This is a genomic window from Synechococcus sp. M16.1 (genome assembly GCF_014279895.1).
In the GTDB taxonomy this organism is placed as follows: domain Bacteria; phylum Cyanobacteriota; class Cyanobacteriia; order PCC-6307; family Cyanobiaceae; genus Parasynechococcus.
In genome coordinates this window covers 870,331-883,720 of sequence record NZ_CP047954.1, presented here as the reverse complement: position 1 = coordinate 883,720, position 13,390 = coordinate 870,331, and the positions used below count along the sequence as shown (strand labels likewise).

General features: G+C 58.1%; 21 protein-coding genes and 1 pseudogene. 7 read left to right on the top strand and 15 right to left on the bottom strand.

Annotation, left to right across the window (positions count from 1 at the left end; all coding sequences use genetic code 11):
• Window positions 1-746: 746 nt before the first annotated feature.
• The 3 genes and pseudogenes from rimK to SynM161_RS12025 all read right to left on the bottom strand — a co-directional run bounded on the left by rimK (window position 747) and on the right by SynM161_RS12025 (window position 2,478).
• A complete protein-coding gene (gene rimK, locus SynM161_RS05040; RefSeq protein ID WP_370593137.1) occupies window positions 747-1,697 on the bottom strand; it encodes a 30S ribosomal protein S6--L-glutamate ligase in 951 nt (316 codons plus the stop codon).
• 57 nt (window positions 1,698-1,754) lie between these two features.
• Window positions 1,755-2,147 (bottom strand): annotated as a pseudogene (locus SynM161_RS12210) (ATP-dependent zinc protease); the annotation flags it as partial.
• A gap of 205 nt (window positions 2,148-2,352) precedes the next feature.
• On the bottom strand, window positions 2,353-2,478 hold the full coding sequence (locus SynM161_RS12025) for a hypothetical protein (RefSeq protein WP_255441953.1): 126 nt from the start codon (window positions 2,476-2,478) through the stop codon (window positions 2,353-2,355).
• Window positions 2,479-3,340: 862 nt separating this feature from the next.
• Between SynM161_RS12025 and SynM161_RS05035 the strand changes: the two genes are divergently transcribed.
• Window positions 3,341-3,574 carry a hypothetical protein gene (locus SynM161_RS05035; protein WP_255441952.1) on the top strand — a complete coding sequence of 78 codons (234 nt, stop codon included), beginning with the start codon at window positions 3,341-3,343 and terminating at the stop codon, window positions 3,572-3,574.
• A 2-nt stretch (window positions 3,575-3,576) separates the two neighbouring features.
• Here the strand turns inward: SynM161_RS05035 and SynM161_RS05030 are convergent, their stop codons facing one another.
• The 5 genes from SynM161_RS05030 to SynM161_RS05010 form a co-directional block, all read right to left on the bottom strand.
• Window positions 3,577-5,211, bottom strand: coding sequence for an FAD-dependent oxidoreductase (locus SynM161_RS05030; RefSeq protein WP_186542176.1), 1,635 nt, complete (start codon window positions 5,209-5,211; stop codon window positions 3,577-3,579).
• Window positions 5,212-5,224: 13 nt separating this feature from the next.
• Window positions 5,225-5,377, bottom strand: a complete 153-nt coding sequence (locus SynM161_RS05025; protein WP_186542175.1) for a hypothetical protein — start codon at window positions 5,375-5,377, stop codon at window positions 5,225-5,227.
• A 107-nt stretch (window positions 5,378-5,484) separates the two neighbouring features.
• On the bottom strand, window positions 5,485-5,643 hold the full coding sequence (locus SynM161_RS05020; protein WP_186542174.1) for a hypothetical protein: 159 nt from the start codon (window positions 5,641-5,643) through the stop codon (window positions 5,485-5,487).
• Window positions 5,644-5,734: 91 nt separating this feature from the next.
• A complete protein-coding gene (locus tag SynM161_RS05015) occupies window positions 5,735-6,382 on the bottom strand; it encodes a ParA family protein (protein ID WP_186542173.1) in 648 nt (215 codons plus the stop codon).
• A 9-nt stretch (window positions 6,383-6,391) separates the two neighbouring features.
• Complete coding sequence (locus SynM161_RS05010) at window positions 6,392-6,583, bottom strand: hypothetical protein (RefSeq protein ID WP_226400170.1); 192 nt, start codon at window positions 6,581-6,583, stop codon at window positions 6,392-6,394.
• Window positions 6,584-6,616: 33 nt separating this feature from the next.
• On the opposite strand from SynM161_RS05010, the gene SynM161_RS05005 reads away from it, so the two are divergent.
• A complete protein-coding gene (locus SynM161_RS05005; RefSeq protein ID WP_186542698.1) occupies window positions 6,617-6,904 on the top strand; it encodes a hypothetical protein in 288 nt (95 codons plus the stop codon).
• Window positions 6,905-7,088: 184 nt separating this feature from the next.
• A complete protein-coding gene (locus SynM161_RS05000; protein WP_115160639.1) occupies window positions 7,089-7,193 on the top strand; it encodes a DUF4278 domain-containing protein in 105 nt (34 codons plus the stop codon).
• 214 nt (window positions 7,194-7,407) lie between these two features.
• Here the strand turns inward: SynM161_RS05000 and SynM161_RS04995 are convergent, their stop codons facing one another.
• From SynM161_RS04995 to SynM161_RS04975, 5 genes are all read right to left on the bottom strand, one after another.
• Window positions 7,408-8,193 (bottom strand): J domain-containing protein, encoded by a 786-nt coding sequence (locus tag SynM161_RS04995; protein WP_186542171.1) that lies wholly within the window; start codon window positions 8,191-8,193, stop codon window positions 7,408-7,410.
• Window positions 8,194-8,208: 15 nt separating this feature from the next.
• Window positions 8,209-8,874 (bottom strand): SDR family oxidoreductase, encoded by a 666-nt coding sequence (locus tag SynM161_RS04990; RefSeq protein WP_186542170.1) that lies wholly within the window; start codon window positions 8,872-8,874, stop codon window positions 8,209-8,211.
• 56 nt (window positions 8,875-8,930) lie between these two features.
• Window positions 8,931-9,143, bottom strand: a complete 213-nt coding sequence (locus SynM161_RS04985; RefSeq protein WP_114989190.1) for a hypothetical protein — start codon at window positions 9,141-9,143, stop codon at window positions 8,931-8,933.
• Between the two features lie 110 nt (window positions 9,144-9,253).
• Window positions 9,254-9,439, bottom strand: a complete 186-nt coding sequence (locus tag SynM161_RS04980) for a hypothetical protein (RefSeq protein ID WP_114988977.1) — start codon at window positions 9,437-9,439, stop codon at window positions 9,254-9,256.
• Window positions 9,440-9,647: 208 nt separating this feature from the next.
• Entirely contained in the window at window positions 9,648-9,947 is a 300-nt protein-coding gene (locus SynM161_RS04975; protein WP_186542169.1) for a hypothetical protein, read from the bottom strand.
• Window positions 9,948-10,072: 125 nt separating this feature from the next.
• Here SynM161_RS04975 and SynM161_RS04970 point away from each other — a divergent pair, with 125 nt between their 5' ends.
• Both SynM161_RS04970 and SynM161_RS04965 read left to right on the top strand, forming a co-directional pair.
• A complete protein-coding gene (locus tag SynM161_RS04970) occupies window positions 10,073-10,228 on the top strand; it encodes a hypothetical protein (RefSeq protein WP_255441950.1) in 156 nt (51 codons plus the stop codon).
• A 303-nt stretch (window positions 10,229-10,531) separates the two neighbouring features.
• Window positions 10,532-10,696: a hypothetical protein gene (locus tag SynM161_RS04965; protein WP_186542167.1), complete on the top strand. Its 165-nt coding sequence runs from the start codon at window positions 10,532-10,534 to the stop codon at window positions 10,694-10,696.
• Window positions 10,697-10,830: 134 nt separating this feature from the next.
• Here SynM161_RS04965 and SynM161_RS04960 read toward each other — a convergent pair whose 3' ends face one another.
• Entirely contained in the window at window positions 10,831-10,995 is a 165-nt protein-coding gene (locus tag SynM161_RS04960; protein ID WP_170950588.1) for a hypothetical protein, read from the bottom strand.
• An 82-nt stretch (window positions 10,996-11,077) separates the two neighbouring features.
• Window positions 11,078-11,416, bottom strand: coding sequence for a phenylpyruvate tautomerase MIF-related protein (locus tag SynM161_RS04955; protein WP_038555629.1), 339 nt, complete (start codon window positions 11,414-11,416; stop codon window positions 11,078-11,080).
• Window positions 11,417-11,574: 158 nt separating this feature from the next.
• On the opposite strand from SynM161_RS04955, the gene SynM161_RS04950 reads away from it, so the two are divergent.
• Window positions 11,575-11,916 carry a hypothetical protein gene (locus tag SynM161_RS04950; RefSeq protein ID WP_186542166.1) on the top strand — a complete coding sequence of 114 codons (342 nt, stop codon included), beginning with the start codon at window positions 11,575-11,577 and terminating at the stop codon, window positions 11,914-11,916.
• A 13-nt stretch (window positions 11,917-11,929) separates the two neighbouring features.
• Window positions 11,930-13,390 carry a glycosyl hydrolase family 57 gene (locus SynM161_RS04945; RefSeq protein ID WP_186542165.1) on the top strand — a complete coding sequence of 487 codons (1,461 nt, stop codon included), beginning with the start codon at window positions 11,930-11,932 and terminating at the stop codon, window positions 13,388-13,390.

Sequence of the window (13,390 nt, the reverse complement as noted above, 5' to 3'; positions counted from 1 at the left end):
TTCGGACGGCCAGACCTGGCCCAAGACTTGTGTTGAGATCCTGACAAGATTTGTGTGTTTTTGATCTCGCGACAGAAAAAGGATCCCAAGTTCAGTTGACCCAAACAAGGAGGGTCACATGTACGAAGCTTTCAAAAAGCCTGTCGATTGCACCCTGAATACCTGCATGAAGTGGGGCGCAGACGGAACCCTGTCTCCCCACGACCAAGACGGCTTAATGAGGCATCTGTGCTCTACCGATCCGGCCTTGGCTGATAGCGAGGCTTGCAAGCTCTACAAAAACGACAGCTGAACGCAAAAGCCATTTGCGCTCTTCTCCCCCTGCTCTTGGCGGGGGGGGGGTTCTTTTTGCCTGTGGTTCAACGCTGAGGTTCCCGTCTTTCCGTGACCCTCTGGGATGGCGGCAAACCTTGGCTTACGCCGGCTGAGAGCATCAAGAAAGGTCTTCCCGTGACTCCCACCAAACTCCCCATCAATGCAGTGATTCTGCAGAGGAATGGATCAGGCCAGGCTCAAACCACCCACTCCAGCGCAGAAAAGCACCAGCTCAAGCAGCACCTAAATAACACTGTTCAAAGACACGAATAAGCCTCCCCAACCATTGATCTCAACGTCGCCTCGACAATCGCCAGGAGATTGAAGCCAGCCAAATCACCAACACCAGCAGAGCCAGCATCGAAACAACCAAAAGGAAAAAGTGAACTTTGGATAGGGCAGAAAACCAAAGCTTCTGCCCAAAAACCCGATCAAGCAGCGACCAGAGCGGGGGTCGAACAGGAACGAACCCAACCCAGTTTTCGCTCCACTTCCTGAATCATTTGGCCGGCAAGATCCTTACCCGTCGCCGTTTCAATTCCCTCGAGCCCAGGGCTGGAATTCACCTCCAACAGCAAGGGCCCCCGCTCCGAGCGGATGATGTCCACGCCAGCCACATCCAGGCCGAGCGCCCGTGTCGCCGCCACAGCCAACTTGCGCTCCTCAGGCCGGATGCGCACCGCCTGGGCGGAACCGCCCTGATGAATGTTGGAGCGGAAGTCACCCATGGCTGCTGTCCGCTCAATGGCCGACACCACCTTGTTGCCAATCACGAAACAACGCAGGTCCTTCCCGCCGGCTTCCTTGATGAATTCCTGAACCAGCAGGTTGGCGTTCAGGCTCTTCATGGCATTGATCACACTTTCTGCTGCCTTCTGGGTTTCGGCCAAAACCACGCCACGTCCCTGAGCCCCCTCAAGAAGCTTGAGGATCAACGGTGCGCCGCCCACCATCTTGATCAGATCCTTGGTGTCGAGCGGAGAACTGGCAAAACCGGTGACCGGCATGCTCAGCCCATGGCGCACAAACAGCTGTGACGCCAGAAGCTTGTCGCGGGATCGTTTGATCGGCTCAGCGGCATTGAGAACACGAATGCCCATCGCCTCAAACTGACGGGTGATCGCGCATCCGTAGAAGGTGACGCTTGGACGGATGCGAGGAATCACTGCATCGATTCGCTCGAGCACATTGCCGCCCCGGTAATGCATCTCGGGGTTTTGCGGATCGAGCCGCATGTAGCACTGCTTGACGTTGAGGAATTCCATACGGTGTCCGCGCTCCTCACCCGCCTCCAGCAATCGGCGGTTGCTGTAGAGCGCTGGATCCGAAGCCAACAGAGCAATACGAAGCCCCGTGCGTTCGGTGCGCAAGGCCGCATACATCGCTTCGAGCTGGGCCGGTTCAACATCACCCAGTTGATGGCTCCCCTCAGGATCCACAAGCACGCGACCCACCATCGCCTCACGCCCCAGCAGCATCCGGTAGCCCATCGCATCCCGGTTGGTGAGGGTGAGTTCAATCGGCCAACGCTGCTCGCCGAGCACCAACTCTTCCCGAATCACGTAGCGGTTTTCAGAGATGCCGCTGGTGTTGCGCACGCTGCGTTGCTCCAGCACCGGCGCCTCATGGCGCACCACCACACTGCGGTCGTTCTGGAGCGGATGCACCTCAAAACTGATCCACAGCTCACCATCCCTCTGGAAGGGGACGATGTTGAAGGCATGCAACGACGACGTCGCCGCGCCGGAATCGACGCGTGCCTTAATCGCCGGCAATCCAAGCCCTGGCAGGGAGCACCACTCCTCACTGCCGACGATGAGTTTGTTGGTCAAGGCCGCTGTGGGTCCTTATCGAGAGAGCAAAAAATCCTAGACCGGCTGAAGACACCTCGAGACAACCCACCAGCACCAACGGTCCATCCCTCAGATGAGGGAGTATTCAGAGCTGCGCCCTCCCCCAAAGGGGGGAGTCAGAACGAACAACCTCACCCACGTTTCCATCAACGACCCGACCGCGTTCCAAAGGAAGGTGTCGAATTCAGCGGCGACTGGAGCGCTTGGAGTGGCTGTGTTTCGACGACAAATGCAACAGGTTGGATGCCTTGTCTTGCTCTTCCACCTTGGTGAGCTTTTTCACCAGAGTCCAGGTGTCTTGCGCAGACATTTCCCCATCTTTCTCCCATTTGATGCTCGACAATTCAGCAGGAGACATCAAGGGAACACGTGGATTTTCAACTTAAGGAACGTGATATCGATGTGGCCGTTGCCACCAAGTGATGTCACTTAAGACAATCAGAAGTTGGTCTGCCTGGATACAACGACCTGCAAGAAGGCAATAAAAAAGCCTCAGCCGCATGGGCTGAAGCCAGGTGATGGGGAACAAATGAAACATACCGGCCCTGCACACACAATCAAGGGCTGATGACACCACATCTGGTGGCTGGCGCAGCCTTGCTGAGGCACGTAACACCACTGACCACCAGCCGCTCACCCCGAAAGGTCAGTGCGAACCGAACCAGGAGCAACAGGTGCCAAGACGGATCGTCAACAACGCCAGAACCCCAACCGCTGCAGCCACAAACGAGACTCCCATCAGCTGTTGACGGCGCTTCTCACTCCTGGCCTCGACCGATTGGCTGCCGTTCAAAAGAAAAATCCAGACGCGCCAACTTAAGCGTTTTCAGTAACTTGCGCTACCAAGACAGGTGTTCTACCGGCGATGCTGCGGCGGCTGCGTGCGCTGAGTTGCGTGCGCGCCCTGAGATGACGGTGACGGCGACAGGGCCTTTCATACAGATCGGCGCTGTTTTTCCACGAGCGCGGGTAAGGCCAGCTGCGTTTGACCGCAGGCGAATTGGTTGTTCTGCAACACCACCAGGCGTGGAGCCACAGGGCGGTCATGCCACAGATCAAACCAGTCATGGCTGCATGATGAAACCCATCGGGGCGGCGTCAAGCGCAGGCCAGCAACCTAAGCAACGCTGAGTCATCCCCCGCAGCTCTGCGTGAATGAGTGATACGGCCTGTTGCCAAGTGCCCTTGGGCCGATGCAGAACGGGTGCATCGGATCAGCAGCCATGGCCAAGCGTCGCTTTCTCGAAAAGCAACCGCTCACCGAAGCGGAAGGACTGACCGCCCTGATCATGATGGGGGTGGGGCTCACCCTGGGTGGCATCAGCGTGACCATCCTGATGGCGCTGAATGCCTCAGCCGCAGGGTCTTGGCAGGAACTCTGGCTTTCAGGTCAACTGAATTTCTGAGCTCAGGCCAGCCAAGGCCAACGGATCCCGAACGCCTCCAGGGGATCCATCACGAACTTGTTGAGGGCCCGGCCCAAAAGCACCTGGGGTTCTTCCGGACGGATCGGCCGCACCGGATGTTCTGGGCGGGTCGCAGCATTCGCCCCTCTCACCACCCCACTGCGCATCAAGGCGTTGGCCGCCTCAAGACCGCAGACGTAGGCCCGTTCCTGGCACAGGCCCTTGGCACCGTGCTCGCGTTCGCCCATCCGCACCCAGTCGCCAGCGCAGACCACAGAAGGAAGTGCCGTCTGCAGCGGGGGCCTCTGGCTGAAACTGCCGGGGGAGAACAACGACACCGAGCCCGGGTAACGCCGCACCTCAAACTCCAGCACCTGGGCAAGCCGGAAGGCCGGCACCGCCTGGGGCAACAGCTCCTTCAGCAGGGTGTCGACGATCTCCTGATCACTCAAGGCTGCGATTGCCGTGGCGTTGTAGAAGTCGCTGGCCACCACGGAACCCTGGGGCTCGCTGCCGCCCCAGAGCGCATCAAGATCCGCGTCCTGCAGCTGGTCGAGCATAAAAAATGTGGCGCCCGCACCCTGTAAAGCGTCGAAGCGCGAGAAGACATTGGCGGGATCGGCGACCGCAATGGTGCGATCCAGCCACAACCGCACAGACACCACATCAATCGCGCCCAAGCCGCCAGCCGCCACCAGCTCCGGCAGCACATCACTGCAACGCGGCGACTCCGCCATCAGGTCATGCATGCCCTTGGCACCAACCGCCAGCACAACCGCATCAACGTCATCAACAACGCTGGAGCGGCCTGTTGCTTTGCCGCAGACCTCCACCGACCGAATCGCTTCGCCTGGCTGATCAAGATTCAGGCGCGTGGCCAACGTTCCTCCCAGAACAGTGAGCAGACCGGAGTCCAGCAGGCGTTCCGCCAGGGGAGCGATCAGCTGCTCGGCGATGCTGCCGGAACGAATCCAGCGCACATCAAAGGAATCTTGATGCGCCAGGGCGTAGTAGTAGAGCAGCTCCATGGTGACGGCTGCCGACAATTCCTCCGGTGGCTTGAACAGACCCACCAAAAGAATCGGACGCAAGAATTCGTCGATCATCCGCTCCGTGATTCCCAGTTGGCGGAACAGGGTCAACGCATCGATGGCGTCGTAGCGCCGGAAGGTCTCCTCGTTGCGGTTCAGATCAAGCATCGCCACCAAAAGGCCGGCAATGCTCAGGCGATCGGCAACAGGCAGGCGCTTGAAGTTCTTGATCGTTGCCATGGCCTGCCCCAGGGGGCTAGGCAACTGCAACCCGTCACCGAACACCGGGGCCGTGGCCTCCAGACCGGCGGGAGACCAGAAGGCGCTTGTGGTGAATGCAGTGAACACGTCGGTGAGCCCAAGCTCATCGGTCAGCGCATTGATGTTGGGGTAATCCCTCCAAAAGCCCCGGGTGCCCGCTTCGAAGGGTTTACCGCTGGCGGTGCGCATCGGCGTCCTCCCCGTGGGATCCGACATCCCATCGACCAGGGTGACGCGAACGCCGGCTTCACAGAGAGCTTTGGCAGCACCCCAGCCGGCCCAGCCAGCGCCGATCACCATCACATGGGAACCATCCACGCTGGCAACCTTGGCTTGATCAGGCATCAACCTTTCAGACTCAGTCGTTTTTGGGGGGTTTGATCAGCTCACCGGTCTGCAACGACACCACAGCAAAGCTGCCCACAAAGACCACCGCCACCAAAGCGAGGAAGGCCGCAGTGAGATTGCTGATCTCAAGCTGCCCGAGCATGAAGGCCAACAAGGGATTCATCAAAAGCAGCAATGGCTTTTGAACTTAAACGGACTCGTCGTTGTTCAGATTGCCAAGAACCACGCCTGCCATCGACAAACCAATGGCAAGCATCACCACGGCTTCGATCATGCGGCTTTGGTGGAGATGCTCGGCGTCTTGAGCAGAACCGCCGCAGCGGATGCATTAACCGTCGCCTGTCCAGAGGAAGCGGATTGCGCCTGGGGCTGCCAGGTGGATGCTGCTGAGCAACGGGTGGGATTCTTCAACCAAGAACTGCGACCCATCAACCTTCAATCAGCTGAGGTAAGGATTGCGGCTGAAGCTCAAAAGATCTGTCTGATTGGCGACCGACGCCAAAAGTGAGCTGTTTCTTGATCAAGCACTAATGGCGTCAGGCGTTGCTGCCGACAAGCGATCACGGATCTGAACAGCGGCCTGGCAATAGGCCGCCCATCCCCCCATGCGCCTCAGATCGGCACGGCCACGGTCATCGACGGCATTCGACACACAAACACCCTCCACTTCTGCTTTTTCAAACGCCGCCAACAAGGGGATTTCCGCCTGCATCACATCCACATCAAAACCCTCCAAAATTTGGCGTGCTTCCTGCGCAAGCCGTTGTTTTCGGCTGTCCACCTTCACCAACAATGCGGCATGCATGGTGTCCATCTGCCTGAGGATTGAGGAGAGTTCAACAGTGAGCTCAACCGATCTCGCCTGCGGCGTAGTGGGCAGCAAAACAAGATCTGCTCCGGCCGAAAGATTCTTGAGTTCATCCTCGTGACTGCTGGCCTGCCCGTCGGTGATGATCACTTGGGCATGGCGGGTGGCCTTTGCTGCAGCCTCCACAGGCACCACTTCAAACGGAAGCATCCCCCGGGCTGCGTAGGCGGTTGCCGAGCGGTTGCGATCCGCATCAACAACACACACCGACAGGTCCTGCTGGGCCCAGACACAAGCCAAATGAATGCTGGTGCAGGTTTTTGCCACACCACCCTTCTGGCCAAAGACAGTCAAAAACATGGCTGAGGTTCAGATGCGCGGAATGATCGCGTCGTTGGGGAAGAACTCTTCAAACACACAGATGCGGTCGGCCCAACGGGCCTCCACTTCCAAACGCATCAGGCGATTGCGCACCCACATCAAGGTGTCGACATCAATCGGTTTATGGAACTTGTGCTGCTGCGCCTTCACCCAATCATCCTTGCTCTGAGCGCTGTTCATGACCGCGAAAACTGACCTGCCCACACCGTACGGATGGCGTTCTTCGGCGCCATGAGCTTCACACTGAGTAAGCATCAAGGATCACTCAATCGCAGCCGAACTGTTCAGCAGAACAACGAATTAATAGAAGCTTTGAGTCCAAGCCAGAGCGATCAGAGCCTGAACCTCGTGATCGGTAGCCGATCCATCATTCCGACCATTCAAGCAGCGACAGAATTGATTCAATTCACCTTCAGCCGTGATGACCCAGAAAGCACCTCAACTCAAGCCACGCCCGGTGCACACACCACCCAAACGCGCTTGAAGCACTTAAAGGCCTGAATCAACCCATCGGAGCTGAACAGATCTCCTGTTCTGTAACAGCACGAACGACACGTGGATTGACATCACCCTTATAAAAGATTTGTAGCAACTGCTACGCAATCACGTTCACTTCGTCTTCGGCGAGGCGCAGTTCGACTCAGGCCATGGAACGGGGACCTGAGCTTGCTTCGAGGAACCCATCATGACCCTGACCTATCGCGGCCAGAAGTACAACCAGAACAACGCTGCTGCGTCCAACGCTCAGCGCCCAGTTCTTGTTTACCGCGGTCAGAAAGTCGCCCGCTGAAAACAGCACGACGACCTCTTACATGCCCCGCCTCGGCGGGGCTTTTTTATGGCTCATTTGCGTTCAGGATCGGGTTGTTTTGCCTTCCAACGTTCAAACCAAACGGCGACGGCGAGGGACACACCCACGGCAAAGCCAGCACCAATCAGCACCACACCAACTTCCACCGGCATCAACACCACCTGTTGCTACCCCAGATCATCGGACAAGAGCGTCACTGAACCAACGACTGATACGCCTCATTGACGCGTCGGAACGCCTCAGCAGAACCACCGAGATCGGGATGGTGCTGCTTCACCAGTTTTCGATGCGCCTGCTTGATCTCAGCGAGGGACGCGTTGGCCTCCAAGCCCAACACCCTTAAAGCGGCACGGCGTGGATCACGGGCGTGGCCATCGTCCTGACGATCCGTTTGACGTTGGTCCGTTCGGGTGCGGCGACCCTGCCGCCTTGAACCTGATTGGTCCTGCCGCTGACGCAACTGCTCCACCACACGCTGTGGATCCTCATCCAGCCATTCACTGGCGCGAACCCCAAACAAGGCAAACGCCGCCAGAACGGCCGTTGTTTGCTTGTTCGGCTTGGCTCCCACCGCCGCCATGAGATCTGTTCCCAGCCCCCGAACCAACCGATCCAACCGCTGTTCAAGGGTTAAGTGGGCAGGAAAACCACTGCGGTTGAGCTGCTCGATCAACAGCTCCAATCCGCGCTGACGCAGTGCCGTCCATCCCGGCTGCTGAGCCAGGGCCTGCCCCCAGGCCAGCACCTGTTGGCTGCTGATGCGCGGTGGAGCTTGTGCCGATGGCTCAGTCCAGGGGCGATGGGATCTGGGCTCCGTACGAATGCGTTGGCGTTGCTGACGTTGCAGTCGCTCCAACTCACGGTTGAGCCGCAACACCTCGCGACGCAAAGCGTCGTTCTCCGCCAGCAACGCCTCAACATTGCTGGTGACCCGTTGTTCAGGGCGTCCGCCTGACCACTGACGCGGATCAAAGCCCAAAGCGTGTCTCCCGCCTCACCATGGCAACAACTCACCATTGGCATGCCAGAAGCTGCCGCTGGTGGCCATGGTCAAGCCATCGATCCGGGCCAACAGCCCCTTCACCGACTGCTCGGGGGGGATCCCGCTGGGATTGAAGCGAATCATGCGAGTGCGCACCAATCCGGGATGCAAGATCGCCACGGCGATGCCCCGCGGTTCCAGATCAATCGCCAACGACTTTCCGGCCATGTTGAGCGCCACCTTCGACATCCGATAGCCATAGGAGCCTCCCGAACTGTTGTCGTCGATGGACCCCATGCGGCTGGTCATCAGCACCAACTTCGCTCCGTTGGGCATCTGATCCACCAACGCCCTGGCCAGCAGCAAAGGAGCAAGGGCGTTCACCTCAAACTGGCGGCGAATCCCGGAGGGATCCAAATCCATCAGGCCCATCGACTGCAAAATCCCGGCATTGAGGATGACGCCATCGAGGGGCAAACCATCCAGTCGCCGCATCAGGTCATCAATGGCTTGGCTGTCGCTCAACTCAAGGCCGGCTTCCACCCGCACCCCTAGGCACTCCAGTTCATCACTGGTTTGACGGCAAACGGCCACCACGTCATCGCCACGGGCCTTGAGCTGCCTGCAGTATTCCAAGCCGATCCCACGGTTTGCGCCGGTGACCAGAAACGTCGCCATCGGGAGGTTTCAGCAACCGCCATCCTGCCGGCTCTTGCGTCGATCCCCTGACGCGATCACGCCGGGAAATCCCCCTCGACGCCGTACTGATGCAAACACTGTTTCACCGTGAGCACGGAGACCGTGCTGCCGGTCTCTGCATCCACCAGCAGATAAGGGCAGCCTCGGAGCACGCAGCGTCGCCTTGCGTCGATATAGGCATCAAAAGCGTTGGCATGGGAACACTCCTCCACCCAACCTTCACTGCTGAGATACCGCGTGAGGATCATGCCCACAGGCCCCTGGGCCACCGGTTATGGCTCAGGACATTTCACATCCAAGAAAGAGCCTTGAAGTCTTCGGGATCGCACCGGCTCGGGGAACGCCGAAGCAAGGCAGATCAATGGGGTTCAGCTGATCCCTGCACAACGGTGACCACCTGATTCCAGGTGGCATGCACCACGCGATAGGTCTTCAACGTGGCGCGCGATTTGGTGCGGGCATTCACAAAGGCTTTGAACTCCGTTTTGAAGCAGATCTCCTGGATCCACTGCCCTCCTGTATCAAGCCTCTCGATGCAATACATCAGAGATCTAGCGGTTAAAAACATCACAACCGCAAAACATTTGCTGAGCACAAAATCGAAAGGTGCTGTTCGGGATCAATCAAAAAAAAGCCCCCGCGCTTGGCGGAGGCTCAGGTGGTGTGAGGAGTCGACGATTTTGCAACTGCCGACACCGATTTCATAGCTCGATTTCAGATCAGCAACGGCCCCGGCCACAAAGCTTTATCCGCTACAGATAAAGAACACTGGCGCGACAACGCCGGAGCGCATCACGCACAGCCGCCAGCCTCGTTTCGTCCGGCCGATGCAGTCCGGCAGGCACCACCATCTCGTCGTTCGCATCCAGATGAACCCGTGCCGAGAACCAGGTGCCAGGTCCTGGCACAGACGCACGGCAGATCGGATCCTGGTTTGCATCCAAACGTCGCTCGATCAACCAACCCTCCACCCGATCCAAGGGCTGAAACGACGTGGAGGCAGAGGCAACGGACGCCATCAGGGTGAGCAGCAACAAACGCAGGGCCTGCATCACAAGGCTGGGGCAAGCGAAGCGCACCCATCGTCACAGAGAACACCGGTTCAACCGCGCCGTTGCGTTAGAAGGGCTGCGTCGCGGAGCCGTCGATGCCGTTATTTCGCTGTGAAGGGTGCTCCATGCGCATCGAGCGCTCGATGGCGGCGTACTGGCGCAACAAGGGGAAATTGCTGTGCTCATCGTGTCTCGACCGTCAGGAGATACCTGTGAAAACGGCCGAGGGAGGCAGAAAGCAAGGTTCTTCCGAATTCCGTGCCAACAGCAACAAAAGCTGACGCCAGCTGTGGGAATGATGCTCAGGTCGTTCCCTCCCCCCGATCCATGGGTTTCCTCGCCGTCGCCGGATGCGTGCTCCTGGCCTCCGCCATGTCTGCTGCACTCACCACCAAGCCTTCCAAAGCCTGAGCGTTCAAAACGCCAGCAAAAGCTGAACAAAAACCGGGCCAGGCCCGGTTTTTTTATGGCGCTGAGCTGTTAGCCATGGATCTTTTCTCTTGCAAAAGAGATTTAGAACTGCAAATCAGATGTGCATGGCGCCCCCTCACGGCTGTAGATCCTTGATCCACTGAGCAAATCCCATGGAGAGCATCAGTCGCATCTGCGCCACATCCAAGGGCACAACCATTGATGCCATCGGCCAGGGCCGCTATCGCGTCTGCAATCGACAAGCGGTGTGCTCTGACGTTGAAGGTCTCTGGCTGGCCTATGAAATTCTGCGGCGTCAGGAACAATCCTTAAGTTGATCGTTGCGGCCAAGAATAAGTATCAACACTTACAGCGCTTGAGTGTTCAGCACGTAACACTTGGTGCACCCCGGTGAGGGGTAATGCGTCGACTCCGGGAGGGCCTAGGGAACCCTCCTTTTTTATGCAGTTTTTCAGAAACCCAGCGTTCCTGCACTGTCCTCCCCGAACTCCAGGTAAAGGCAGCGGGCATCCTCAGCCCGGCCGCAATCAATCAGGTGTTGAACCCGTTCGCGCCACCACTGCGACACACCAGAACTCAACTCTTTGTTGGGCAGACCACCGAAGGATTCACTCACAGCAATCATTCGTGCTGAGCAAACGCTAAGCAGCACTATTGACAACGCGAATTGGCTTGTTACCTGCTGTTAGCAGCTGTTGTTACCCAAAGGTGTTGCCGTTCCAACCCCAACAGCTGGCCTGCACATCCTCAAAACCGATGTACACCCGGTTGGCAGGGATTCCCGTGCGTGCCTGGATCAGTTCACAGAATGCGGCCGTCATCGCGGGCGGACGCAGGGCACCGATCGACTTCACCTCCACGTAGGCACAGGGCTCGTGGCTCCCGGCGAAGGTCATCGGCACGCCCGTCTCCAGGAGCGTCATCACGTAGGCCTCCGGCTTGCCCGTCTGGTTGGCCAACTCAGACGAAAGCTCCTGCAGCAACGCCGATCCGTCTTTCAACGCTGGAAGCGACGTGCGCACATTGATCAGAGGCATCGGCCCAAGAATGCTGGGAGAAGCTTGGCACTCTCGGGCCAGGAGTGCCAAGCCCTGGATGTTGATCCAAGTGAAATATTTCCACAAACAAAGAGCATCAACCTGAACAATTCGAAGAAAGAAAGGCTCATAAATTTCACACAAAAGTGATCAGCTCAATGATCCTTCTTCACTTCTTTGGCCTTGGAGACGTTCTGCGTCGCTTTGAACTCGAGCAGATCACAGGTCTCACAATCATGGGATTCAGGCCACTGAGCCTGGATGAATTGATGCACTGGTCGCAAAACATGGCCGACCAGCACCACTGGGATGGGGAGGCGATTCGTCACGACGTAATGAGCACCTGGCTCGATCAAGCCGAAGACATCACCCACTGGAGGAATCGGCTGGATCAAGCCCCTGCTGAGGTTGAACTGTTGGCTGGCATTGGCGATCAGCACACCTGGCGTGATCATTGGGAAGGCTTGCTGCGCCAAACACCGCGTGCCGGCTGGTCATAACAAGCGGAGTGCAATGACAGGCTGTCCCCCGATCAGCGGACGCGAAGCGGACATCGCCGCTGTGATGCTGCCCCCGCGTCACGTGTGGGCCAACAGCGCGATCGATCTGGAACAACTGCGTTCCGGATTTGCCTGTGCTCTTCACATGCACCAACCAACGGTGCCGGCGGGGGCGAACAACAGCTTGATCTCCCATCTTCAATACATGCTCGATCACCCCAACGAGGGTGACAACCACAACGCAGAGCCATTCGCCCACTGCTATCGGCGTCTTGCCGACCTGCTGCCTGAACTGATCAACGAAGGCTGTAACCCAAGAATCATGCTCGACTACTCGGGCAATCTGCTCTGGGGAATCGAGCAGATGGGGCGCGGCGACATTGGCGATGCACTCCACTACCTCGCCTGTGACCCTTTGATGCAGGGACATGTGGAGTGGCTTGGAACCTTCTGGAGCCATGCCGTGGCTCCATCCACACCCATCCCAGACCTGAAACTGCAAATCAACGCCTGGCAACAGCAGTTCGCGGCCTGTTTTGGCAGCGCTGCCCTGGAGCGAGTCAAGGGGTTCTCACCGCCGGAGATGGCTTTGCCCAACCATCCCGACACCCTGTTCGAATTCATCAAAGCCCTCAAAGAAGCTGGATATCAGTGGCTTCTGGTGCAAGAGCACAGCGTTGAACGCATGGACGGCAGTCCACTGCCGCGCAGCCAATGCTTCATTCCCAATCAACTTCTCGCCAGAAACAGTCGAGGCGAGGAGATCAGCATGACGGCATTGATTAAAACCCAGGGGTCTGACACCAAACTTGTGGGCCAGATGCAGCCTTATTACGAGGCATTGGGTTGCGAACAGCAACGTCTTGGTGACGTTGCACTGCCATCCCTGGTGAGCCAGATCGCCGACGGAGAAAACGGTGGGGTGATGATGAATGAATTCCCAGAGGCGTTCCGGCAGGCCAATCGCCACATCCGTGACAACCCCAACGGCACCGTGGCCATCAACGGCAGTGAATACCTTGAGGCCCTGGAGCGCAAGGGCGTGAATCGCCACCACTTCCCCACCATCCAGGCCGTGCAACAACACCGCCTTTGGCAAGAGCTTGACAACAACGCCTCAGCCGAAGCGATGGAAGAGACCATCAGCAAACTGAGGGCTGACGACACCAGCTTCAGCATGGAGGGTGCGTCCTGGACCAACGACCTGAGCTGGGTTGAGGGTTACGCCAACGTGCTGGGCCCGATGAATCAACTCAGCGCTCAGTTTCATGCGCTGTTCGACCCCTCAGTCGCCGCAGACCCCACCACCACCGGGACCCGGGCTTATCAGGAAGCGTTGCTGCATGTGCTGCTGCTGGAAACCAGTTGTTTTCGCTACTGGGGTCAAGGAACCTGGACCGACTATGCCCAGGAGATCCATCGCCGCGGAGAGGAGCTGTTGAATCAGAGAACGGCAACGGCTCCAACCAGCTGA

Bases quoted from the DNA above. Each gene is read 5' to 3' on its own strand.
- rimK (WP_370593137.1), bottom strand. From the start codon at position 1,697: ATGTATGCGGCCTTGCGCACCGAACGCACGGGGCTTCGTATTGCTCTG.
- SynM161_RS12025 (WP_255441953.1), bottom strand. From the start codon at position 2,478: ATGTCTGCGCAAGACACCTGGACTCTGGTGAAAAAGCTCACCAAGGTG.
- SynM161_RS05030 (WP_186542176.1), bottom strand. From the start codon at position 5,211: ATGCCTGATCAAGCCAAGGTTGCCAGCGTGGATGGTTCCCATGTGATG.
- SynM161_RS05025 (WP_186542175.1), bottom strand. From the start codon at position 5,377: ATGAATCCCTTGTTGGCCTTCATGCTCGGGCAGCTTGAGATCAGCAAT.
- SynM161_RS05020 (WP_186542174.1), bottom strand. From the start codon at position 5,643: ATGGGTCGCAGTTCTTGGTTGAAGAATCCCACCCGTTGCTCAGCAGCA.
- SynM161_RS05015 (WP_186542173.1), bottom strand. From the start codon at position 6,382: ATGTTTTTGACTGTCTTTGGCCAGAAGGGTGGTGTGGCAAAAACCTGC.
- SynM161_RS05010 (WP_226400170.1), bottom strand. From the start codon at position 6,583: ATGAACAGCGCTCAGAGCAAGGATGATTGGGTGAAGGCGCAGCAGCAC.
- SynM161_RS05005 (WP_186542698.1), top strand. From the start codon at position 6,617: ATGGCGTTCTTCGGCGCCATGAGCTTCACACTGAGTAAGCATCAAGGA.
- SynM161_RS05000 (WP_115160639.1), top strand. From the start codon at position 7,089: ATGACCCTGACCTATCGCGGCCAGAAGTACAACCAGAACAACGCTGCT.
- SynM161_RS04990 (WP_186542170.1), bottom strand. From the start codon at position 8,874: ATGGCGACGTTTCTGGTCACCGGCGCAAACCGTGGGATCGGCTTGGAA.
- SynM161_RS04985 (WP_114989190.1), bottom strand. From the start codon at position 9,143: ATGATCCTCACGCGGTATCTCAGCAGTGAAGGTTGGGTGGAGGAGTGT.
- SynM161_RS04980 (WP_114988977.1), bottom strand. From the start codon at position 9,439: ATGTATTGCATCGAGAGGCTTGATACAGGAGGGCAGTGGATCCAGGAG.
- SynM161_RS04975 (WP_186542169.1), bottom strand. From the start codon at position 9,947: ATGCAGGCCCTGCGTTTGTTGCTGCTCACCCTGATGGCGTCCGTTGCC.
- SynM161_RS04970 (WP_255441950.1), top strand. From the start codon at position 10,073: ATGCGCATCGAGCGCTCGATGGCGGCGTACTGGCGCAACAAGGGGAAA.
- SynM161_RS04965 (WP_186542167.1), top strand. From the start codon at position 10,532: ATGGAGAGCATCAGTCGCATCTGCGCCACATCCAAGGGCACAACCATT.
- SynM161_RS04955 (WP_038555629.1), bottom strand. From the start codon at position 11,416: ATGCCTCTGATCAATGTGCGCACGTCGCTTCCAGCGTTGAAAGACGGA.
- SynM161_RS04950 (WP_186542166.1), top strand. From the start codon at position 11,575: ATGATCCTTCTTCACTTCTTTGGCCTTGGAGACGTTCTGCGTCGCTTT.
- SynM161_RS04945 (WP_186542165.1), top strand. From the start codon at position 11,930: ATGACAGGCTGTCCCCCGATCAGCGGACGCGAAGCGGACATCGCCGCT.